The organism is Hymenobacter siberiensis (assembly GCF_018967865.2).
GTDB lineage: Bacteria > Bacteroidota > Bacteroidia > Cytophagales > Hymenobacteraceae > Hymenobacter > Hymenobacter siberiensis.
Window position 1 is genome coordinate 3,083,179 of record NZ_JAHLZY020000001.1, and the last position, 22,605, is coordinate 3,105,783.

General features: G+C 61.5%; 21 protein-coding genes and 1 pseudogene. 12 read left to right on the top strand and 10 right to left on the bottom strand.

Annotation, left to right across the window (positions count from 1 at the left end):
• Positions 1-15: 15 nt before the first annotated feature.
• From KQ659_RS13705 to KQ659_RS13720, 3 genes are all read left to right on the top strand, one after another.
• Positions 16-282, top strand: coding sequence for a heavy metal-binding domain-containing protein (locus tag KQ659_RS13705; protein WP_216690826.1), 267 nt, complete (start codon positions 16-18; stop codon positions 280-282).
• Positions 283-1,018: 736 nt separating this feature from the next.
• Positions 1,019-2,140, top strand: a complete 1,122-nt coding sequence (locus KQ659_RS13715) for a flavin monoamine oxidase family protein (RefSeq protein WP_269808174.1) — start codon at positions 1,019-1,021, stop codon at positions 2,138-2,140.
• A gap of 165 nt (positions 2,141-2,305) precedes the next feature.
• Positions 2,306-3,613, top strand: a complete 1,308-nt coding sequence (locus tag KQ659_RS13720; RefSeq protein WP_216680540.1) for a cystathionine gamma-synthase family protein — start codon at positions 2,306-2,308, stop codon at positions 3,611-3,613.
• 289 nt (positions 3,614-3,902) lie between these two features.
• On the opposite strand, the gene KQ659_RS13725 is transcribed toward KQ659_RS13720, so the two are convergent.
• The 8 genes and pseudogenes from KQ659_RS13725 to KQ659_RS13760 form a co-directional block, all read right to left on the bottom strand.
• Positions 3,903-4,505, bottom strand: coding sequence for an OmpA family protein (locus KQ659_RS13725; protein ID WP_216688390.1), 603 nt, complete (start codon positions 4,503-4,505; stop codon positions 3,903-3,905).
• Positions 4,506-4,709: 204 nt separating this feature from the next.
• On the bottom strand, positions 4,710-5,681 hold the full coding sequence (locus KQ659_RS13730) for a deoxyhypusine synthase family protein (RefSeq protein WP_216686362.1): 972 nt from the start codon (positions 5,679-5,681) through the stop codon (positions 4,710-4,712).
• A gap of 150 nt (positions 5,682-5,831) precedes the next feature.
• Entirely contained in the window at positions 5,832-6,374 is a 543-nt protein-coding gene (hslV, locus tag KQ659_RS13735) for an ATP-dependent protease subunit HslV (protein WP_168673457.1), read from the bottom strand.
• A 199-nt stretch (positions 6,375-6,573) separates the two neighbouring features.
• Positions 6,574-8,097, bottom strand: a pseudogene (locus KQ659_RS13740) (TonB-dependent receptor plug domain-containing protein); the annotation flags it as partial.
• A gap of 16 nt (positions 8,098-8,113) precedes the next feature.
• Positions 8,114-9,226: an IS4 family transposase gene (locus KQ659_RS13745; RefSeq protein WP_226929981.1), complete on the bottom strand. Its 1,113-nt coding sequence runs from the start codon at positions 9,224-9,226 to the stop codon at positions 8,114-8,116.
• Entirely contained in the window at positions 9,204-10,379 is a 1,176-nt protein-coding gene (locus KQ659_RS13750) for a TonB-dependent receptor (RefSeq protein WP_216688389.1), read from the bottom strand. The genes KQ659_RS13745 and KQ659_RS13750 overlap by 23 nt, the downstream gene beginning before the upstream one ends.
• Before the next feature lie 154 nt (positions 10,380-10,533).
• Entirely contained in the window at positions 10,534-12,330 is a 1,797-nt protein-coding gene (locus KQ659_RS13755) for a pyruvate dehydrogenase complex dihydrolipoamide acetyltransferase (protein WP_216688388.1), read from the bottom strand.
• 247 nt (positions 12,331-12,577) lie between these two features.
• Positions 12,578-13,201: a histidine phosphatase family protein gene (locus tag KQ659_RS13760; RefSeq protein WP_216680534.1), complete on the bottom strand. Its 624-nt coding sequence runs from the start codon at positions 13,199-13,201 to the stop codon at positions 12,578-12,580.
• 133 nt (positions 13,202-13,334) lie between these two features.
• Between KQ659_RS13760 and KQ659_RS13765 the strand changes: the two genes are divergently transcribed.
• From KQ659_RS13765 to menB, 4 genes are all read left to right on the top strand, one after another.
• Positions 13,335-13,772, top strand: coding sequence for a hotdog fold thioesterase (locus tag KQ659_RS13765; RefSeq protein WP_216680533.1), 438 nt, complete (start codon positions 13,335-13,337; stop codon positions 13,770-13,772).
• On the top strand, positions 13,773-15,008 hold the full coding sequence (locus KQ659_RS13770) for a chorismate-binding protein (protein ID WP_216680532.1): 1,236 nt from the start codon (positions 13,773-13,775) through the stop codon (positions 15,006-15,008).
• 110 nt (positions 15,009-15,118) lie between these two features.
• Entirely contained in the window at positions 15,119-16,843 is a 1,725-nt protein-coding gene (gene menD, locus KQ659_RS13775) for a 2-succinyl-5-enolpyruvyl-6-hydroxy-3-cyclohexene-1-carboxylic-acid synthase (protein WP_216688387.1), read from the top strand.
• Between the two features lie 144 nt (positions 16,844-16,987).
• Entirely contained in the window at positions 16,988-17,812 is an 825-nt protein-coding gene (gene menB / locus KQ659_RS13780) for a 1,4-dihydroxy-2-naphthoyl-CoA synthase (protein WP_216686356.1), read from the top strand.
• 268 nt (positions 17,813-18,080) lie between these two features.
• On the opposite strand, the gene KQ659_RS13785 is transcribed toward menB, so the two are convergent.
• Positions 18,081-18,266 (bottom strand): hypothetical protein, encoded by a 186-nt coding sequence (locus tag KQ659_RS13785; RefSeq protein ID WP_216680527.1) that lies wholly within the window; start codon positions 18,264-18,266, stop codon positions 18,081-18,083.
• Between the two features lie 125 nt (positions 18,267-18,391).
• Here KQ659_RS13785 and KQ659_RS13790 point away from each other — a divergent pair, with 125 nt between their 5' ends.
• The 4 genes from KQ659_RS13790 (at position 18,392) to KQ659_RS13805 (ending at position 21,268) form a co-directional block, all read left to right on the top strand.
• The gene (locus tag KQ659_RS13790; RefSeq protein ID WP_216680526.1) at positions 18,392-18,703 is read left to right on the top strand and encodes a rhodanese-like domain-containing protein; all 312 of its coding nucleotides are present in this window, start codon (positions 18,392-18,394) and stop codon (positions 18,701-18,703) included.
• A gap of 120 nt (positions 18,704-18,823) precedes the next feature.
• Positions 18,824-19,273, top strand: coding sequence for a hypothetical protein (locus tag KQ659_RS13795; protein ID WP_216680525.1), 450 nt, complete (start codon positions 18,824-18,826; stop codon positions 19,271-19,273).
• Positions 19,274-19,305: 32 nt separating this feature from the next.
• Positions 19,306-20,409, top strand: coding sequence for an AMP-binding protein (locus KQ659_RS13800; RefSeq protein WP_216688386.1), 1,104 nt, complete (start codon positions 19,306-19,308; stop codon positions 20,407-20,409).
• Positions 20,410-20,413: 4 nt separating this feature from the next.
• Positions 20,414-21,268, top strand: a complete 855-nt coding sequence (locus KQ659_RS13805) for a DUF481 domain-containing protein (protein ID WP_216680523.1) — start codon at positions 20,414-20,416, stop codon at positions 21,266-21,268.
• A gap of 28 nt (positions 21,269-21,296) precedes the next feature.
• Here the strand turns inward: KQ659_RS13805 and KQ659_RS13810 are convergent, their stop codons facing one another.
• Positions 21,297-21,992: a hypothetical protein gene (locus KQ659_RS13810; protein WP_216680522.1), complete on the bottom strand. Its 696-nt coding sequence runs from the start codon at positions 21,990-21,992 to the stop codon at positions 21,297-21,299.
• A 155-nt stretch (positions 21,993-22,147) separates the two neighbouring features.
• On the opposite strand from KQ659_RS13810, the gene KQ659_RS13815 reads away from it, so the two are divergent.
• Positions 22,148-22,603, top strand: a complete 456-nt coding sequence (locus KQ659_RS13815; protein ID WP_216680521.1) for an ABA4-like family protein — start codon at positions 22,148-22,150, stop codon at positions 22,601-22,603.
• Positions 22,604-22,605: the final 2 nt, after the last annotated feature.

The window sequence follows — 22,605 nt, forward strand, 5'->3', positions numbered from 1 at the left end:
TTTTTGCTTAGTCCCATGAACAAGTTCCTCACCTACACCCTGGCCCTGGCCAGCCTCACCTTCGCCACCAGCTGCTCCGATAAAAACCAGAACCATATGGAAACCGGCAACCAAAATCATATGGAAAACGGGGCCATGAACGGAACCACCATGATGGCCGACAGTACTGCCACGCCTGCTGGCACGGCCACAGTCTACACCTGCCCCATGCACCCCGAAGTAGTAGCCAGCCAGCCCGGCCAGTGCCCAAAATGCGGCATGGACCTGGTGGTAAAAAAGTAGCCGCTGGCCTGGATAACACCAGCTCAGGAAGCAAATTGGCATAATTGCCTACTCGCGTCGTGGCCTGACTCATTACTGACCCGATGGTTAACGGGATTTTTTTAATGCATTTCCAATGTGTGCCAGTAAGGATGTCCGGCTACTTCGGGCATTCCTGCTGGCACATATAGGTTGCCGGCGGGTGGATACCCGGTACCTTACCCGCTGCTTATGGGCCGCCGCCAAGCCGGTTTGCCACCAGGCGGCACGGCCCTCCCGGTTCCCCTCGCACACCCGCCTCAGCGAGCAGCGGGACTACAATCCTCCGGCGATGGCCCAAAATGGAGTGGTGCGATGACTTTTTGGTCGTTGTATTGCCAAACTCTCGTGCCATTGCCGTGTTCACCAGCAGTGAGTGGTACGACGCTGTCCGGCGGGCAGCTCGTTGCACCACCCGGTTCTGCCTCCGCTGCCAATTATTCCGAGCCGCCTTCGGAGGCTTTCGAAAGCCAGAATTCGGTTTACCCCTCAATACCTTGTGTGGCAAAAGGGCGAGGCAATTCTGCCGGCAGGCTTCCTGAAAAAGTGGTGGAAACAGGGATTATCCGAAACCCGGCCAATTGGCCATTGCCCCCACCAACCCCGGTGCCGCCGCCGCATGTTGGTAGCACTGATGCGACACCCAGCCATAGGTTTCTTAACGAGCCAGCCGGACATTTTTATTGAATCGCGACCTTTGCGCGTAAAATTTATCCCCTTGAAAAAAGAATCACTGATAGCCCCAGCTACCCTACCGGTCATTATTATTGGTGCCGGCCTGGCAGGACTCACGGCGGCCCGGGCACTGCACGCGGCCGGCCGCCCGGTACTGGTCCTCGAAGGCCGGGACCGGGTGGGGGGCCGCACCCTGGCCGTGCCCGCGCTGCCCGGCTCGTCGGAAGCGGAAGGCCTGGACCTGGGTGCCACCTGGGGGTGGTCGCACCACCCCTACCTGCTCGGTTTGTGCCAGCAGCTGGGCCTGCAGCCCTTCGTGCAGCCCAGCGCCGGCGCTACGGCCCACGAAACCGCCGCCGGCACGCACCACCTGCCGCACCATCCATCCGGCTCAACGGGCTACCTGCGCCTGCCGGGAGGAACGGTGGCGCTTTGCCGCACGCTGGCCCGGCAGCTGCCGACGGGCAGCCTGCTGCTCAATGCGCGGGTAACGCAGCTGCACGCCCCGGTAGGCAGCGCGGAAGTCGTGGTCGAGGCCCAGCACGCCGGGGTCGCGCGCACTTACCGGGGTTCGGCCGTCATCGTGGCGCTGCCCCCGCGCCTGGCGGCGCATAGCCTGCACTTTACGCCGGACTTGCCGGCGGCGCTGCAACAGACGCTGCGGGAAGTGCCCACCTGGATGGCCTATTCCATGAAGGCGGTGGCCGTGTATGCCACGCCCTTCTGGCGGGCCGACGGCTGGTCCGGTTACGGGGCCAGCCAGCTGGGGCCGCTGGGGGAAATTCACGACGCCTCCCCTGCTACCGGTCCGCTGGGGGCTTTATTCGGATTTTTCGCGCCGTTGCATCCGCTGCGGAATGCGCCGCTCGCGCAACGGCAGGCAGCCGTGGTGCAACAGTTGGGCCGGTTGTTTGGCCCTGCCGCCCTACAGCCGCTGGCCTACCACGAGCTGGACTGGAGCCAGGAACCGCTGACCAGTATCCCCGGCGATGAGCAGTTCCCCGACCAGATTCCCCTGCAGGGGCCGGCCCAGCTGCGCCAGCCCTACTGGGATAATCGGCTCTACTGGGCCGGGGCCGAAACATCTACCAGCGAATGGGGCCGGCTAGATGGGGCCATTGAGTCCGGGCAATGGGCAGCAACGCAGTTGCTGGGCAACTTGTAGGAGCCCTCTCAGGAAACGAAAAAACCCGCTCTAAGCAGCCACGTGGGCTGCCAAATCCGAGCTACTGCCCCGCCGCTTTCCCAGCGGCGGGGCTTTTTCGTGCCTCTAAAAACAAAATCCTACCTTCGCCCCACGTAATTCCCCATCCCACCCAACCCCCATTTTATGTCCACTCTCCACGACCATGCCCACATCGGCGGCCAGCAGCTGCGCCCCGAAAGCCTCATGATGAGCTACGGCTACACCCCCGCCTGGAGCGAGGGAGCCATCAAGCCGCCCATTTTCCAGACCTCCACCTTCGTTTTCAAGAATGCCGAGGAAGGCAAAGCCTTCTTCGAACTCGCCTACGGCCTGCGCCAGCAGGGCCCCGACGAGGAAATGGGCCTCATCTACTCCCGCCTCAACAATCCCAGCCTGGAGATTCTGGAGCACCGCCTCTGCCTCTGGGACGAAGCCGACGAAGCCGCCAGCTTCGCCAGCGGCATGGCTGCCATCAGCACCACGCTGCTGGCCCTGCTGCAGCCCGGCGATGTGGTGCTACACTCCGAGCCCGTGTACGGCGGCTCTGATTTCTTTCTGAAAAACGTGCTGCGCAAATTCGGGATTGAGGCCGTGGGTTTCCGCCCCACCGACACGCCGGCGCAAATGGCAGCCCGCGCCGCTGCCATTGCCCCCGGCCGCCTGGCCATGATTTTCGTGGAAACGCCCGCCAACCCCACCAATCACCTCGTCGACCTCGAAGCCTGCGCCGCCCTGGCCCGTCAGTATTCCACCGACGAAAAACCCGTGCGTCTCGTCGTTGACAATACCTTTCTGGGCCCAGTTTTCCAGCATCCGCTAAAGCACGGGGCCGATGTGGTGCTCTATTCGGCCACCAAGTTCCTGGGCGGGCACTCCGACCTGATTGCCGGCGCGGCCCTGGCCAGTAAGCCGCTCATGAAGGAAATCAAGGCCATGCGCACCTTCATGGGCACCATGTGCGACCCCAACACCGGCTGGATGCTCATGCGCTCGCTCGAAACCCTGAAGCTGCGCATGGAGCGCGCCGCCCAATCAGCCCAGCTCATTGCCGACTGGCTCCGCACCCACCCGCTGGTGGAACGCACCTACTACCTCACCCACCTCGAGCACTGCCCCGCCCAGCAGGACATCTACCAGCGCCACTGCCTCTCGCCCGGCTCCATGATTTCCTTCGACATCAAGGGCGGCGAGGCCGAAGCCTTCCGCTTCCTCAATACCCTGAAGCTCATTAAGCTGGCCGTAAGCCTCGGCGGCACCGAAAGCCTCGCCGAGCACCCCGGTACCATGACGCACTCCGACATCACCCTCGAAGAGCAGCGCGAAATGGGCATCACCCCCCAGATGATTCGCCTGAGCATCGGCGTAGAAGACCCGCAGGACTTGATGCTCGATTTAAGTCAGGCATTTGAGGCCGTGGGAATGGTGAAGGAGCGGGAAATGGAGATGGCATAGCCATGATGCCGCTGGCGCGAGTTTAGCGCAGCGTAACTCGCGCCTTGCCAAGATGGGGAGGCAGCGCCCCCCCTGCCGCGCCAGCGGCAATGCGGCGCTGCTCAATTAGAGCGGTATGTTGTTCTATGCGAGGCGCAGCCTCGCCCAGATTATCGGCACGATTTACGCTCCGCTAAACTCGCGCCAGTGAAGGTGCTATTTATACGAAACGCTTTCCAGCAAATACTACAAACCAATAGCCCGGCCGCATTGCTGCAGCCGGGCTATTTGCTTTTCAACATTCTTAAAACTACCGGACCCTGACGGCAATCTCAACCCGCCGGTTGGCCTTTCGGCCGGCGGCAGTTTCATTGGTCGACACGGGCTTCTGCTCGCCGAAGCTTTCGGTGCTCACTTTATCGTCGGGCAATTTGCCGGTTTCAACCAGGTATTTTTTTACGGCATCGGCCCGGTCGTGTCCCAGTTGCAGGTTGTAGCTGGCATCGCCGCGCGAGTCGGCGAAGCCCATTACCCGCACGTTCTTATTGGCGAAGCGCTGGCCGATGGAAGCAACGATTTCGTCCAAAGTGGCCGCCGCCGTTGGTTTCAGCATGGACTTGTCGAAGTCAAACAGCACCGTTTCATCTACCGAATACACCTCAAAATCCGCATCGCCGGTCACGGTCACCGACTTTTGCTTGATTTCGGGAAGGGTCTGAGTTACTAAAACGTTCTTGGTCCTATCGAAAGAACGTTCGAGCGCCTCGGCCGCCGACTGGTTGTTGCGGTATACCACCGCCGTGTCGACTGTTGCCTCGTGGGGCTGGTCCAGCGTAGAGGGCTTGCTCAAATTGTCGCAGCCCACCAGGGCAACGGTGGCCGCCGCCAACAGGGAAAGGAAAGTAGTTTTCATAGTCAGAAAGGTTGAGATTAATTATTGCTTACGAGTAGCAAGCCGTTAAAGTTGGCTGCCACCTCCCAACCGATGCAAACCCAAAAGAGCCTGCCGCTGAGAAGCGGCAGGCTCTTTTTTTTAGCGCGAACGTTGTAGTTCGCGTGGTAGAACGACAATCGTTGGAAATGCGCGGGGACGCGGACTAAAAGTCCGCGCTACTGCTTACTGCCCTAGCACGATGGCAAACACCAGCGGCGCGACAATGGTAGCGTCGCTTTCGATGATGAATTTGGGCGTGTCCTGGCCCAGCTTGCCCCAGGTGATTTTCTCGTTCGGCACGGCGCCGGAGTAGCTGCCGTAGCTGGTGGTGGAGTCCGAAATCTGGCAGAAATAGCCCCACAGCGGTACGCTGGTGCGGCCCAGGTCCTGGTGCAGCATGGGCACCACGCAGATGGGGAAGTCGCCGGCAATGCCGCCGCCAATCTGGAAGAAGCCTACTTTGCTCTCGTTGGTAGCTTGCTGGGTGTACCAGTCGGCCAGGTAAATCATGTACTGAATGCCCGTACGCATGGTGTGCACGTTCTTGATATCGCCCGTGATGACGTGGCCGGCGTAGATGTTGCCGAGCGTGCTGTCTTCCCAACCGGGGCAGATGATGGGCAGGTTTTTCTCGGCGGCGGCCAGCATCCAGCTGTCTTTGGGGTCAATCTGGTAGTACTGCTCCAGCTCGCCGCTCAGCAGAATCTGGTAGAAGAATTCGTGGGGGAAATACGCTTTACCTTCGCTTTCGGCCTTCTCCCAGAACTTCAATACCACATGCTCGAGGCGGCGCATAGCCTCTTCCTCGGGAATGCAGGTATCTGTCACGCGGTTCATGTGGCGCTCCAGCAGGGCCTGCTCGTCGGCGGGCGTGAGGTCGCGATAGTTGGGCACCCGTTCGTAGAAATCGTGGGCCACGAGGTTGAAGATGTCCTCCTCCAGGTTGGCGCCGGTACAACTGATAATCTGCACTTTATCCTGACGAATCAGCTCGGCCAGCTGAATACCCATTTCGGCGGTGCTCATGGCTCCGGCCAGGGTAATCATCATTTTGCCGCCTTCAGCGAGGTGCTTGTTGTAGCCATCGGCCGCGTCGATGAGGGCAGCGGCGTTGAAGTGGCGGTAATGGTGACGGAGAAAATTGGAAACTTGCATTTGGGGGGATTTTGGGTGTTAAAACAACGATAAAAGAACGTCATGCAGAGCGCAGCGAAGCATCTTTACCTCGATAGTAAACCAATCGATTGAGTTAGTACCGAGGTAAAGATGCTTCGCTGCGCTCTGCATGACGTTCATACGTCCGGCCTACGACGGCGACTCAATCATCAAATTATGATTGGTATAGATGCAGATATCAGCCGCGATGTGCAGGCCTTCTTCCACCATCTGGCGAGCCGTCAAATGCGGCGCATGCTTCTTCAGAGCCAGCGCGGCGGCTTGGGCATACATCGCCCCGCTGCCGATGGCGGCCACGTCGGAGTCGGGCTCCAGTACGTCGCCGGTGCCGCTTAGGATGAGTAATTCGTCCTTATCGGCCACCACCATCATGGCTTCGAGCTTGCGCAGGTACTGGTCCTTACGCCAGTCCTTGGCCAGCTCGATGGCGGCGCGCTTGAGGTTGCCGCTGTAGCTGGTGAGCTTCTCCTCGAAGCGGTCGAGCAGCATGAAGGCATCGGCGGTGGAACCGGCAAAACCGGTCACGACTTTGCCATCAAGCAGCTTGCGGATTTTGCGGACGTTATTCTTGGCCACGTGCTTGTCCATGGTGGCCTGCCCGTCGGCCCCAACGGCGATTTCGCCGTTGTGCCGGATGCCGAGCACGGTAGTAGAGCGGATTTTTGCTTGCATAAGACCGCAAAAATACAACGGCTGAGGCCAGCGGCACCGCTGCAAGAAAAAGAACGTCATGCCGAGCGCAGCCGAGGCATCTCGCGTGCAGCAGTAAATCAATCGATTGAATTACTACCACACGCGAAATGCTTCGGCTGCGCTCAGCATGACGTTCTTTTTTCGTCGTGCTATTATTGGTCTGCTCTCTCCTTCCCTACTACTTGCTCACCCGGAACTGCAGCTTGGCGAACAGGAAGCGGCCGTTGCTACCCATTTGCACGGCATCCCAGGCACCGCCGTTCTCGGTGGCTTGCGGGTTGAAGAAGTTGGGGTACACGTTGAACAGGTTCGACGAGCCCACCGAGAGGCGCAGCTGGTTGGTGAGGGCGTATGACAGGGCCACATCGGTGGTGAGGCGGTCGCGGTAGGGGTTCGGGTCGCCGTTGTAGTCGTAGAGCAGCACATGGCCGAACTGCACCAGCCGCACCAGTGCGCCAAAGCGGCCCACGTTGTAATCGAAGGTCAGGTTGATTTTATACGGCGGGGCCGAGGCTTTCACGAAGGCTTGCTCACGCTGGCCGAAGAATGTTTCTTCCTTACCGGCCAGCAGCGGAGTGGTTTTGGCCTGGCCTACGATGAGCAGGCGGTTGGCGTTGGCGGCCAGTGTGGTCGTGAGGCGGCCCGCCCCCACCCCAATGGTGTTAGCCAGCACCACATCGAGGCCCCAGGTATCGGTCGAAACGGCGTTGGCGAAGAACTGGGCCTGGCCCACGTTCAGGCCTTGCAGAATAGAGCCAATCTGCGGGTCGTCGTCGGCAAAAGTGCCGGTGAGCACGATGCGGTCCTTAATGTGGATGTAATAGCCGTCCACCGTGAAGCTCAGCACCGAGCCGGCGCGGCCCGTGAAGCCCACGCTGGCCGACTGCGACCGCTCCTGCGTGAGGGCCGGAATGCCCAATGCCTTCGACACCGGCCCATTGTTCCGGTCGAGCAGAATATCGACCGGCTTGCCACCTACCACGTTGGTAAACACCGTGTTGAAATTAATCTGCGCCAGCGAAGGTGCCCGAAAGCCCGAGCTCAAAGTGCCGCGCAGCGAGAAGCTCTCGCTGAACTTGTAGCGCGTAGCCAGCTTGCCCGTGAAGCTGCTCCCGAAGTCGGAGTAATTCTCGAAACGGCCCGCCGCCGCCACCAAGAAAGCCTTGGTCACGTCCAACTCAGCATCGGCGTACACGCCCACATTGCTGCGGCTGGCCTTCAGCTCGTTGCGGGGCTGGAAGCCGGGAAAGCCCTGTGAGCCGCCCGGCCGGTCGTTCAGCGCGCCGGGGTATTTGCGGTACGAGCCTTCCTCGCCGGCAAACAGCGCGTACCACTCGCGGCGGTATTCACTGCCGATGGCTACGTTCAGGCCTTGGAGCACAGTTTTGTAGTTGCGGCTCAGGTTCAGGTTCACCACGTTCTGCTGGAGCTGAAAGCCCCCGGCATCAAATGTGGTGGGCGAGGCTGCGCCCAGCGTGGCGTTCAGTGTGTTCGTCAGGCCGTAGTGGAAGCGGTTCGAGCCGAAGCCCTCGCTCAAATCCACGTCGAAGCCGCCGAAAGTACCGCGCAGGCCCACTGCGCCGTGGGCATCGGTGAGGTCGCTGGTGATGATGGGGTCGAAACCGTTGGGATAGAGCGTTGCGTTGCTGCGCGGATTCGGGATGGGGTTGCCGTTATCGTCCGTCACCGTCGGGAAACGGGTGTAGGCGTAGGCTACTCTACCCTACTATTTTTAGTAATTGATTTTTAGCAAGTTGCCTCGTAATCCAGTTCAGTAGCGTTTCAACCAAGCGGGCCAATGGGTCCTCGGGCAGGGTCAGCGGGCGGGCGAGTTGGCGGAGCAGATTGAGGCCGTGGCGGCTCAGGCTGGCGGCCCGGTAGCCGTGGTTTTTGCGGGCAATGGGCTGGCGGCCGCCGTGGGCGGCCGCGCCCACGCCCAGACAAAACGCGTAGGCCAGGCTGACCAGGGCCACGAGCTTGCGCAGCTTTTGGAAACAGCGCAAGTGGGTGGCTTCCAGGTTAAAGCCCCGCCCTTTCAGATTTTGAAAGCATTGCTCAATCGTCCAGCGCTTGGCATAGAGTTGCTCGAGGTGGTTCAGACCGGCCGTGGCAAACAGGAAGACAAACGCGTCCGCCGCCACGGCCTTGACCCAGACCTGCCCCCAGACTCCGTCGACCTGCACGTGGGCGAAGCGGCGCACCTGCCCCGGCACCAGGCCCAGGTCGGCCACGGCCTGCCGCCGGCCGTCGGCGTGGGTCAGGCAGTGGTGCTTGGGCAGGCGCATGACAAAATTAAGCCCATTGTCTTTGAGCCGCTTGAACCACGCATGGCCGACAAATTCCCGGTCGCCCACGACCAGGCCGATGCGGTCTTTGCCCAGCAAGGCCAGGCACTTTTCGAGCACCGCGATGCGGTCGGCGGCGTTGGAGTTGCCGCTGCGGTTGTCGAGCAGGTGCCAATAAAGGGGCACGTGGACCTCGCCCGTGCCGACGGTGACGAGCAGGATGTTCACTTGGCACTGGCCGAAGTCCCACTCCGTGCGGTCGAGGCATAAGCGCAGCTTGCCCTGCGCAGGCAACAAACTCAGTAAAATCCTGGCCACCAGTACGTAATTGAGGTCTACTTCGCGGAAAAAGTCCTGAATGCGCGTTTCGTTCGAGGCGGGCTTGGCCGCGTCATTGAGGTGCTGGGCCACCTCGCCGAATTGCACGTTGCGGCTCTTTATCAGGCCAAGAATAAACTGGCCCACAAACTTTTGGCGGGACAAGTGGCCCACAAACGGGGCCTGCTGCAAAAGCGTCGTAATTTTAGCGGCGAAGTGTTGCTTCACGGGGCAGAACGGGTTTTTGGTGGTGTCGTAACCCCAAAGGTCGGGCTGCCCCGTTTTTGTACCTGAAAAATAGTAGGGTAGAGTAGGCGTAGGCCTCGCCCTTGCGGAAATTCACCCCGCCAAACGCATACGCATAGACATTCTCGTTAATGGGGAGCTTGCTGTTGAGGTAAACCGACGTGTTGTTGGCCTTCGGGTCGCCGTACTGGCGGCGCTGAATGCCGTCGGGGGCGGGCACGTTGGCGCGCTGGGTGTGCTGGCGCTGGTTGTAGTCCACAGTCGCATTCACGAAGCCGCCCTTGCCCACGCTCACCCCGTAGTTGAGGTTGGCGTTGAAGTTGCCGCCGTCGAAGGTCTTGTCGTCGAAGCGGTATTTGGCGGTGTAAGCGCCATAATTGGCGTTAGCCGTCAACTCGTTCACACTGGTTTTCAGCACGATGTTGATAACGCCCGCGATGGCATCGGAGCCGTACTGGGCCGAGGCCCCATCGCGCAGAATCTCGATGCGCTCGATACTGGCGGCCGGAATGGTGTTCAGGTCGGTGCCGGTGTTGCCCCGGCCCCGGCTGCCAAACAGGTTCACCAGCGCCGACTGATGCCAGCGCTTGCCGTTCACCAGCACCAGGGTCTGGTCGGGGCCGAGGCCGCGCAGGCTGGCGGGGTCTACGTGGTCGGCCCCGTCGGCCCCGGTCTGGCGGTTCGAGTTGAAGGACGGCGCTACGAACTGCAGCAGCTGGTTCACGTCGAGCTGGCCGGTTTTGGCCGTCACCTCCCGCACGTCGATGATATCGACCGGCGAAGGCGAGTCCGTCACGGAGCGGTTCTGGCTGCGCGAGCCCACCACCTGCACCGCGTCGAGGCTGGTGCTGTTCTCGGCCAGCGTCACGCTCAGGCCGCTGGTACCGGCCACCTCCTGATTGGTGTAGCCCAGCGAGCTGATAATCAGCCTCGGGACGGCCGTGCGGGCCCGCAGCGTGAAGCGGCCGTTGGCATCGGTAGAAGTGCCGTTGTTGGTGCCCTTCTCCACAATGGAGGCCCCGATAACCGGCTGCCCGGCAGCATCCTTAACCTGGCCGGTGAGGGTGGTAGCCGCCTGGCCCCAGGCGGCAGTGCTGGCCAGGCAAATAATTGGGAGTAAATGGGTTGGTTTCATACAAAATTCGGTAGGTGAGGAAAGTGACGCAGGCTTTTTTTTAGTGAATACGATACTTTGAAAAACCGTATTTTACTGCCTGCAAGCTAGTGCATGGCGCATAAAAAAAACCAGCCCTACCGGGCTGGTTTTTTAGTTTCAGTTTTTAGCCGCCTCAAATCATCAGACGCATGGGGTCTTCGAGCAGGCTTTTCAGCGTTTGCAGGAAGGCCGCACCGGTAGCGCCGTCCACCACGCGGTGGTCGCAGCTCAGCGTTACTTTCATGATATTGCCGATGGCCAGCGCGCCATCCTTCACAATGGCGGTCTGCTTGATGCCGCCCACGGCCAGAATGCAGGCATCGGGCGGGTTGATGATGGCGGTAAACTCATCGATGCCGAACATGCCCAGGTTCGAGATGGTGAAGGTGCTGCCCTCCCACTCGGCGGGCTGCAGCTTCTTGCTCTTGGCTTTGCCGGCCAGCTCCTTCACCTCGGTGGCAATGGTGGCGAGGCCTTTCTGGTCCGCGTTGCGCACCACGGGCACCAGCAGGCCTTCATCTACGGCCACGGCCACGCCGATGTTGATGACTTTATTCTGGCGGATGCGGTCGCCGAGCCACGAGGAATTCACGGCCGGGTGCGAGCGCAGGGCAATGGCCGCCGACTTCAGCACCAGGTCATTAAAGCTCAGTTTCACCGGCGACAGCTCGTTGAGCTTCACGCGGACTTCCATGGCCTTGTCCATGTTAATTTCCATCGTGAGATAGAAATGCGGGGCCGTGAACAAGCTCTCCGACAGGCGCTTGGCAATTACCTTGCGCATCTGCGACACGGGCGTGTCGGTGTAGGTATCCGTCGAGGCCGGGGCGCTGGCAGCGGGGGCAGCCTGGGGTGCCGGAGCAGCCTGGGGCGCAACGGCTGGTGCCGGCATGGCCGCAGAAGCAGCTTGCGGAGCCGGAGCGGCAGCAGCGCCGGAAGGCTGGAAGTTCTCCACATCGCGCTGCACAATGCGGCCGTTATCGCCGCTGCCTACTACCTGCGAGAGGTTGATGCCTTTTTCTTTGGCAATGCTTTTGGCCAGCGGCGAGGCCAGGATGCGGCCATTTGGCGTTGCTGCTTGCTCGTTGCTCGTTGCTGGTTGAGCGGCGGCAGGTGCAGCAGCCGGAGCTTCAGCAGCCGGAGCAGCTTGGGCCGGTGCTTCAGCAGCCGGTGCTTCAGCAGCCGGTGCTTCAGCAGCCGGTGCTTCAGCAGCCGGAGCAGCTTGGGCCGGTGCCGGGGCAGAACCGCCACCGCCGAGCAGGGCCTGAATATCAGCGCCTTCTTCGCCGATGATGGCCAAAATGCCATCAACTTCCACGGCTTCGCCGGCTTTGGGGCCGGTGTAGAGCAGGGTGCCGTCTTCGTAGTTTTCCAACTCCATGGTGGCTTTGTCGGTTTCGACTTCGGCCAGGATATCCCCCGATTTCACTTTGTCGCCCACTTTTTTCAACCAGGCCGCAATGGTGCCTTCGGTCATCGTGTCGCTCATCTTGGGCATGCGTACCACGGTGGCTTTCTTGCCATTGGCGGGCGCGGCCGGAGCGGCAGCCACTGGTGCCGGAGCAGGCGCAGCTTCCGGAGCCTTGGGGGCTTCGGCGGCGGCGGCGGGGGCGGCAGGCTCGGGAACAGGAGCTTCGGCGGCCGGGACAGCGCCGCCGCTCTGGCCGTTCAGCAGGCCCGAAATGTCTTCACCTTCCTTGCCCACAATGGCCAGAATGCCATCAACCGGTACGGAATCCTTCTCTTTCGGCCCGATGTAGAGCAGGGTGCCGTCTTCATAATTTTCCAGCTCCATGGTGGCTTTGTCGGTTTCGACTTCGGCCAGGATGTCCCCGGATTTAACTTTATCGCCCACTTTTTTGAGCCAGGCCGCGATGGTCCCTTCGGTCATCGTGTCGCTCATTTTGGGCATTTTTATGATTTCGGCCATCGGATATAAAAGCGCTAGAGTTGAGAAGGCCAAAATTAGCCGGAAAAGTTGGCGGGGGCAACGTTATTATCGGGGAAGCTGTTTAGAAAATCCCCGAACGGTCATGCTTCGCTGCGCTCTGCATGACCGTTTGAGTACCTTTTGTGACTTTCTAAACAACTCCGGAGAATATAAGGACTTGCCCACAATAAGGCAGTAAGTCATTTTGACAAGGCCAGAATGACGGTCATGCTGAGCGCCGTCGAAATCAGCCCGGTTCCTGCAGATGCGACACGTCGAGAAAGTTCTTGACAGTGAACACCGTACCCGTAAACTCCAGCTTATACAAGCATAAATTGCTGTGCTCGAAGCCTTGCATGTGGCTGAGCGGGTAGTTGAGCAGCTGGCAGAGCATGACGCGCATGGCCCGGCCGTGCATGCAGACGAGCACCGTTTCTTCGTCGTCCCGCGTCTTGAGCAGCTCAATAAACGGGCGCTGGCGGGCGGCTACTTCCTCGGGGCTTTCGCCGCCGGTGAGGCGGGCGTGGGTGTCGCCGGCCTCCCAGCCGGCCAGTACCTGGCGGTATTCGGCATCCTCTTCAATGGTGATGCGGGTGCCCTCGCGCACGCCCCAGCTGATTTCGTTGAGGCCCGAATGGGCTTCGTGGGGTAGGCCGAGGTCGAGGAACTGCTGCACCGACTCCTGCGTGCGGCGCAGGGCGGAGGTGTAGACCTTATTGAACGGCACGTGGCCATAGGCCGCGAAGAACTGCGCCGCCTGGCGGCGGCCGGTATCGTTTAGGCTCGAATCGACGCCGCTGCCCTGCACAATGCCGCGCACGTTGAAATCGGTCTGGCCGTGGCGCAGAAGGAAGATGGTCCGGGGCTTCACTTTCGCGGTAGTTTTGCGTAACAATCGGTCAACAATTCCTCAAAGTACGGAGTTTAAACCCCAATTGTTGACCTTTATTCTTTAACATTCACCGTTGAGCGGTGCTCCCACGGCCGCTCCCCTGCCCCACCCCATGAATCTGGAAGAAGTAAAGCGCTGGACGGCCTCCCGCCCCACCCTGGCCGATGCCCTCGGCATGGAAATCACGGCCGTGACCGACGATTACATTGAGGGCCGCATGCCCGTGGATGGCCGCACCCACCAGCCCATGGGCCTGCTGCACGGCGGCGCGTCAGTGGCCTTTGCCGAAACCCTGGGCAGCATTGCCGCCGCCCTGCGCCTGCCCGACCGCAGCAAGCAGGCCGCCGTGGGCCTGGAAATCAACGCCAACCATCTCAAGGGCGTGCGCGACGGCTGGGTAACCGGCCGCGCCACGCCGGTGCACATCGGCCGCAGCACGCAGGTGTGGGAAATCCGCATTACGCACGAAGAAACGGGGGCGCTGGTGTGCATCAGCCGCATTACCATGGCCGTGGTCGACATCGCGCCCAAGCCCCAGCCAGCTCCCTAAATGGTGCGGCCCGACTACCGCCTGCTGCCTTGGCCGGCCAGCGCCGTCGGCCTCGATGCGCCCGCCCGGCTGCGCCACCTCGTGGCCGGGGCGCTGCGCACGGGCCGGCCGCTGGCGCTGTGGCGCGAGCCCGGGGCCGCGCAGCCGCAGCTGCTGATAGCCCGCTCGCTCGAAGCCGCGTACACCGGCCTGCCCCCGGCGCTGGACGACCACGCGCCGGCCGGCTTTGCGTTTTTTCCTTTCCGCGACTCGGACCACAACCCGGCCCTGTTCCTACCCGCCGACGTGCGCTACGACCTGGCCCAGCCCGAGGCCGTGGCCGTGGCCCCCGCCGCCCGCGCGCTGGTGCCCAACCTCACGGCCTGGCTGGCGCTGCCCACGCCGGCCGGACTGGGCTGGCACTACGGCACCCAGCCCGCGCCGCCCACCGCCACCGAAGCCGAATACACCGCCCTGGTACGGCGCGGCGTGGCCGCCATCGAGGCCCGGGAAGTGATGAAGGTGGTGAGCTCGCGCGCTGCCTGCCGCCCCCTGCCGTCGGATTTCGACCCGCTGACCGCGTTTGCCGACCTGAGCGAGAAGTACCCGCGCGCGTTTGTATCGCTGGTGAGTGTGCCGGGCGTGGGCACCTGGCTGGGGGCCTCGCCCGAAGTGCTGGCCGAAGTCACGGCCGATGGGCAGTTTCATACCATGGCGCTAGCCGGCACGCAGCCGCTGGTGCCGGGCACGCGGCCCCAGGATGCCATCTGGCGGCAGAAGGAGATTGAGGAGCAGGCCCTGGTGGCCCGCTACATCGTGAGCTGCTTCAAGCAGCTGCGGCTGCGCGAGTACCACGAAACCGGCCCCCGCACCGTGGCGGCCGGCCAGCTCCTGCACCTGCGCACCGACTTTGAAGTCGACCTGCAAAACGTGCCCAACGCCGCCGCGCTGGGCACCGACATGCTGCGCCTGCTGCACCCGACTTCGGCCGTGGGCGGCATGCCCAAAACGGCCGCGCTCGATTTCCTGCGCCGCCACGAGGGCTACGACCGCGCCTACTACAGCGGCTTTCTGGGTCCGGTGAACGTGGCCGCGCCCGGCATCGCCCGCCTCTTCGTGAACCTGCGCTGCCTGCAGGTGCGCGCCACCGAGGTCATCCTCTACGCCGGCACCGGCCTCACCGTCGACTCGGACCCGACGCGCGAATGGCAGGAGACGGAGATGAAGATGCAAACCGTGGGCGCTGTTTTGAATTAAAAACTGAGAATTAAAAATTAAGAATGGCCGTGTTTATTACCCGTTGAAAAGGCCCATTTCACATATTCAACTCAACTTTTAATTCTTCATTTTTAATTTTTAATTCCATCATGCAGGCCGTTTATAACATCGCCGAAATCTGCGCCCGCCACGGCATTACCGACGTAGTGTTGTCGCCGGGTTCGCGCTCGGCCCCGCTCACGCTGGCCTTTGCCCGCCACCCCGGTTTGAACGTGCGCGTGGTGCCCGATGAGCGGGCCGCCGCCTTCATCGGCCTGGGCATTGCGCAGGCGCAACGGCGGGCGGTGGCGCTGGTGTGCACGTCAGGAACGGCCGGACTGAACTACGCGCCGGCCGTGGCCGAAGCCTTTTTCCAGCAGATTCCGCTGGTGATTTTCACCGCCGACCGCCCGCCCGAATGGATTGACCAGCTCGATGGGCAGACCATCCGCCAGCACAATTTGTACGGTGCCCACGCCAAGGGCGCGTTTGAGTTTCCGGTAGAAACCGCGCATCCCGATGCCAAGTGGTATTCGGCGCGCATTGTAAATGAGGCGATTAATCTGGCGCAGGCAGCGCCCGCTGGCCCGGTACAGGTGAACGTGCCGTTGCGCGAACCATTTTATCCGAAGGCGGGCGAGGAAATTCGATTTGAGCAGGATGTGAAAATTATTCGGGATGATGCAGATGTGCCTTCCAATACATTTTATGCGGAGGCTCATACAGCGCCGCCTTACAATGACCTTTTAAACCGCATTCTGGTTGTCGTTGGCCAGCATATCAGCGACTCTTCGCTGGCTGAAGCCCTTAAGCATTTTGCGCATCAGTCTGGAGCTATTGTAGTTGCAGATTCTATTAGCAACCTCTCGGCAAACATCCCGACCGTCTTGTCGCAGGATATTTTTCTTAGCAGTGCTAATGAGGAATTTCGGGAATCATTACGTCCAGGCCTGCTAATTACTTTAGGGAAGTCGTTGATATCAAAATCGCTGAAATTATATCTGCGTAAATATCCAGCGGAGCAGCAATGGCATCTTCAGCCGTATGGCGGTCAGGTAGCCGACGTATTTCGCTCCCTAACAAAAGTTGTTCGCACCAGTCCATTTATTTTTTTGAGCGATTTCGCGCACGAATTCTCCAAGGAATTGCGCGTGCAAGCCATGCCGTATGGCAAGATTTGGCGTCGTGCAAATCAGCAGTCTTCCGAATTCATCAACAGTTTTTTTACGGACGAAACCCAGCCCTTCAACGAATTTTCAGCCTTCCGCCACGCGCTGGCGGCGCTGCCCGAAACCACGGCTCTGCACCTGGCCAACAGTATGGCCGTGCGCTACGCCAACATCCTCGGCATCCCGCAAGGCCGGCAAATTGAAGTTTTTGCCAACCGGGGCACCAGCGGCATCGATGGCTGCAATTCCACGGCCGTGGGCGCGGCCCTGGCCCAGCCGGAGCGGCCGGTAGTGCTGCTGACCGGCGATGTGGCGTTTTTCTACGACCGCAACGCTTTTTGGCACAACTACCCCACGCCCAACCTGCGGGTGGTGCTGTTCAACAACCACGGCGGCGGCATCTTCCGTATCATCGATGGGCCGCGCCAGCAGCCGGAGTTGGAGGAGTTTTTTGAAACGCGCCAGGCCCTCACGGCCGAGAATACGGCCAAGGATTTTAACCTACGCTACTTCCCGGTTTCATCGTTTGAAGAACTAGAAGCCGCGCTACCGGTTTTCTTTGCAGCCGAAACCGGCGCGGCCATTCTGGAAGTCTTCACCGACTCGAAGACCAACGCGGCGTTTTTTGAGGAATACCGAGCGGCGGTGAAAGCTGCTTTTGCCTAAATATTAACCAACTGAACGTCATGCAGAGCGCAGCGAAGCATCTTGCCCGCAGTAAGTAAACCAATCGATTGAATTAGTGACGGCGGGCAAGATGCTTCGCTGCGCTCTGCATGACCGTACTTTTCCATCCAATATTCTCTCCCCATGAGTGAACCCATTAGCTGGACCCCGATTAAGGAGTTCAAAGAAATTCTCTTCACGCAGTTTGGCGGCATCGCCAAAATCAGCATCAACCGGCCGCAGGTGCACAACGCCTTCACGCCGCTCACGGTGCAGGAGATGATTGAGGCCATGCGCATGTGCCAGGACCGCACCGATATCGGCGTGATTATCCTCACCGGCGAGGGCGGCCGAGCCTTCTGCTCGGGCGGCGACCAGAGCGTGCGCGGCCACGGCGGCTACGTGGGCGAGGACACCCTGCCCCGCCTCAACGTGCTGGAACTGCAGAAAATCATCCGCTCCATTCCCAAGCCGGTCATTGCCATGGTGGCGGGCTGGGCCATTGGCGGCGGCCACGTACTGCACGTGGTGTGCGATTTGAGCATTGCGGCCGACAACGCCCGTTTCGGCCAGACCGGCCCCAACGTGGGCTCGTTCGACGGCGGCTTCGGGGCTTCCTACCTCGCCCGCGTGGTGGGCCAGAAGAAGGCCCGCGAAATCTGGTTTCTCTGCGACCAGTACGACGCCCAGGAAGCCCTCGATATGGGCCTCGTGAACAAAGTGGTACCCCTCGATAAGCTGGAAGAAACCACCGTGGCCTGGTGCCACAAAATCCTTCAGAAAAGCCCGCTCTCGCTGCGTATGCTCAAATCGAGCTTCAACGCCGAGCTCGATGGCCAAGCCGGCATTCAGGAGCTGGCCGGCAACGCCACGCTGCTCTACTACCTCAGCGACGAGGCCAAGGAGGGCCGCGAAGCCTTCATGGAGAAGCGCCAGCCCGACTTTTCGAAATTTCCAAAATTTCCGTAACCGGTGGCTGACATGCGTTCCCGCAGCCTGACAAAAACGCTCATAGCTTGCGCTATGAGCGTTTTTTTTGATATAGAAGCTGTTTAGGAAGTACCCGAAAATAGCAAGACCGTCATTCCGAGCGCAGCCGAGGAATCTCGCGTGAATCGGTGAACGATACCCAAGCCACCTCGAGCGAGATTCCTCGGCTGCGCTCGGAATGACGGTCTGGTATTGTTGGAATTCCTAAACAGCTTCATTGGCATTACCGCCCTCACCAACCAAACCCTTAGAAGCTGCCGCTCATGAACCGACAGCCGGCGCACCAGGCCAGGAAGAAGCGCAGCCGCTCGCGCTTGCGGGCTTTTTTCAGGACCTTGGCGGGGGTAACGGCCGGCCGCTCATTAGCGGGGTGAGCCTCGAAGCGGACGGGCACGGAAGGGGCAATTACCGGGGTGACGAGTTCAGGTTTCATGGCGGTGGGAATTAGTTCGTTGGCAGTAAGTTACACTTTTTGAAGGATAAAGCCAAGTCAGGCGTGCACTTTTCCGGTTGTTTGGAGCGGGGAATGCCCGCCTTTTCCCGACCTATCTTCGCCGCATGATGGACTTCCTGAAAAAACTATTCGGCCGGAAGCCGGGGCCAGACCTGGGCGCGCTCATCGCGGCCGGGGCCACTATTATCGATGTGCGCAGCAAGGGCGAATACCAGGGCGGCCACCTCAAAAAGTCGCTCAACCTGCCCCTCGACACCCTGCCCGCCGGCTTGGGCAAGCTCGATAAGACCATGCCCGTGATTACCTGCTGCGCCTCGGGCATGCGCAGTGCGGCGGCGCGCGGCATCCTGCAAAAACAGGGCTTTGCCGAGGTGTACAACGGCGGCGGCTGGCTGGGGCTGCGCAAGTTCGAGTAGCCCTTACATCCCGAGTCCAGGCATCGTCCCAACTCCGCTCCCATGCTGGCCCGCAGCCTGCAATACTTATGGGCAGTTGGGCTGTTGAAGCAACGCGAATACCTCCCCCATTTCACGGCTATGACTACTGCTGATTTTCACCTGAATATCCGGCGCATTCGGCGGTGGCATTGGCTGCAATACCCCGTGCAGGGCCTTTTGATGGGCGGGGGAATGCTGGGGGCCAGCGGCCGGATGGCCGTGGGGCCAACCCTGGAACCGGCCCTCACTACGTGGCCGGTTTTGCTGGGGCTCCTGGCGCTGCTGCCGGTAGTGGGCGGGCTGCTGTTTGTGGTTTCGCGCTACCTGCGGCCCAATGTGCGCCGGCCGGCCGAAGAAAATCTGCGCATTTACCAAGGGCGTGCGCTGCTGCGCAATAGCTTGCTGGGCCTGCTGGCCCTGCCCTTGCTTGCGTCGTACGTCATAAGCCACAAGCCGCTCGACCTCGTTCTTTGCGGGGCGGTGCTGCTGGCGCTGGGCTGGCAAACGCGGCCTTCGGCCGAGACGTATCAGCGGTGGCTGCTGGCTTGAGGCCCCAGCCACCGGCCTTTATTTTGACTGTTATGGCTTCCGATTTACTTCCCACCTCCCTCCTGCTCAACGGCCGCGAATTCACCTACGCGGCCATCCGCCAATACCCCGCCCAGCTCGATGTGCCCTTGAACGGCTACGAGGCCAAGGTGCTGAATTTTGTCCGGCAGTGGCTGAACGGCACGCAGGAATTTGTGCTGCACACCTCGGGCAGCACGGGCACGCCCTCGGCCATCACGCTACAGCGGCGGCAGCTGGAAGCGTCGGCCCGCCGCACGGCCGATTTCTTCGACCTCGGCCCCGGCGACCGGGCGCTGGTTTGCCTCAACTGCGAGTACATCGGCGGGATGATGATGCTGGTGCGCGGGCTGGAGCGCAACCTGCACCTCACCATCGTGGAGCCGCACGCCGACCCATTTGCCTACGTAGCCGCCGCTGCGGAATTTGATTTTTCGGCCTTCGTGCCGCTGCAGCTGAAAGCCGTGCTGGCGGCCGGCCACGCGCCCCGGCTCGATAAAATGAAGTCGTTTCTGGTGGGGGGCGCGCCCGCCGATGCCGCGCTGCAACAGGAAGTGCAACCCGTGAAAGCCGCCGCGTGGCTCACCTATGGCATGACGGAAACCTGCTCCCACGTAGCCCTGCGCCGCCTGAACGGGCCGCACGCCGCTACCAGCTTCCGGGTACTCACGGGCATTGCGGCGGGGCAGGATGAACGCGGCTGCCTCACGCTGCGCGGCGACGTGACCGACGACCAGCTCATCATCACCAACGACGTGGTACAGCTGCTCGACGCGCACACGTTTGAGTGGCTGGGCCGGGCCGATTTCGTAATAAACTCGGGCGGCGTGAAGGTGCCCGCCGAGAAAGTGGAGCTGGTGCTGGATGTGGCGCTGGCCGAAATCGGGACGCCGCGCCGCTGCTTTGTGGCCGGCCAGCCCGACGAGCGCCTGGGCCAGACCGTGACGGCTTTCATCGAAGGCCCGGCGCTGGCGCCCGAGCAGGAAATCCGGCTGAAAGCCCTGCTGGCGGCACGCCTGGGGCGCTACGAGCAGCCCCGGCAGCTTACCTACGTGCCCGAATTTCTGCTAACGGCCACGGGTAAGCTCAACCGGACGGCCACGCTACGCACCCTGTAAGTTGATGAAATTTCGATTTTCTTATGGGCTGCTGTTAGGGTTATTGGGGCTGCTGGCCAGCCCGGCAGCACGGGCCCAGGACCAGAAACCAGCCGGCACCGCTACGCCCGATTCGGCGGTGGTGAACGGCGCGGGCAATATGGCGCCGCCGCCGGCCGGGCTGCCCTCGGCCGAGTTTGAAACCTATAATATGGACGGCACCGGCGTGCGCTACACGGCGGCCCTCACCGGCCTCTACACCACGGGCACGGTGGAACGGATATATTTCAACACCAGCCACACGGGCGGCTTCACTACAGGGCACTGGCAGTTTCCGGCGGCCTTCACCTACAGCTATGGCCGGCAGGACGGGGCACTGCGCGAGCGCGAGCTACTGCTGCTCAGCACCCCCGACTACCGCATTCGCCGGTGGAAGTTCTACGCGCTGGGCGAGTTCGAAACCAGCAACCTGCGCGCCATCACGCGGCGCGTGGTAACGGGCGGCGGCGTGGGCTACCAGCTATACGCCGACAGCACCAACAACACATTGGCCTTGAGCACATTCTTGCTCAACGAGCAAACCGACTACAATACCGAGTCCGATTTTTCCCGGCACGTAGTGCGCAACTCCACCCGCCTCAAGATGCGCCTGAACCGGGGTGTGTTCAGCGCGTCGGAGCTATTTTTTTATCAGCCCAGCCTGCGCGACTCCGGCGGCGACTACCGCCTCAACAGCGCCACGGTGCTGGCCTTCAAGCTCTACCAGCACCTGGCCCTGAACCTGGCCTACACGTATTCCTACGAAAGCGTGGTGGTGCAGAACCGCGCCCGGGCCAACGCCACGCTCTCGGTGGGCTTCGCCTACAGCACGGGCCAGTAGGCGCGCAGCGCGAAAACTGGCGCTCAGCTTAGCGCATGTTGGTTTGGGTGAAGAGCGGCTCTTTATCCTTCATCACCTTGAATAATTCGCCCAGAAACAGGTTGGCGCGCAGGTAAAATACCGGCCCATTCAGCTCTTTCTGGATGGCGATGGGCACGAACACCGGCTGCCGCCAGCCCAGGCCCGTGCCAATGCCGCCCCAACGAAACACCCGGTACTGCGCGGCCAGTGTGGGCTCCACGATGCCCATAAAATCGCGGGGCGTTTTGTCGAGGTCGCCATCGTCGGCTTCGTAGAGCACGTAGGCCGAGCCCAGGCCCAGTTGCATGTTGGCGCTGAGCTCCCAACGACGGTTTTCGAGCAGCACGTAGCCGGCGTAGGCGGCCAGGTAGCGGAAGCGGATTTCGGCGTCGGCATCTTCGGCGGCGTTGTCGGGCTTGGCCTGGCGCGAGGGCACGCCGGTGCTCAGGAAGTAGATGGCCGCCCCGGTCCGGAAGCGGCTCTTGAACTCGATGCCCAGCTTGAGGCCGTTGATGGTGGTGAGGTGGTGGTTGAGAATGGAGTAGCGCGAGTCGTACTGCACCACGAAGCGGTTGCGGGCCAGGCGCGCCACGGCCGGCCGACCTTTCACCGAATCGGGCCGGGCCGGCGGTGCCGACTGCGCCCACGCGCCCACCGGCAGCAGGACTACACTCAACCACACAACGCGTAACAACCAGAGCATAGCACATCCAAAAAACCGACCGCTGGCAAAGGTCGGGGATTTCACCCGGCCACAGCCGCCGTTTCACCCGGTTGTTTCGCCGCTTCGCCCCGAAATAGCTGGCCCGTCCGCCGGCCGGGCTACTAGATTTGGCCCAACTTCTTCGCTTCAGCCCCATGCTCACGTCCGATTTCCTGTTTTCCCTCGCCAACCCCGTGGCCCTGCTGGGCTGGGCGCTGCTGGTACCGGCCCCGCGCTGGCGCGTCACCCGCGCCGTGGTGCTAAGCGGGGCGCTGCCGCTGCTACTGGCCGCTGCTTACGCGGTGCTCATCGCGGCGCACTACGCAGGGCCGCACGGCGGCGAGGGCGGCTTTCAGTCGCTGGATGCCGTGGCGGCGCTGTTCCGCGACCCATGGGCGCTGCTGGCTGGCTGGGTACACTACCTCTGCTTCGATATGTGGACGGGGGCCTGGGAAGTGCGTGACGCGCAGCGGCGCGGTATGCCGCACGGGCTGCTGATACCCTGCCTGCTGCTCACGTTCCTGTTTGGGCCGGTGGGGCTGCTGCTGTATTTCGGGGTGCGGCAGCGGTATCCGCTTCCGCCAACGGATGTCTGGTTATCAAATTGTTAACC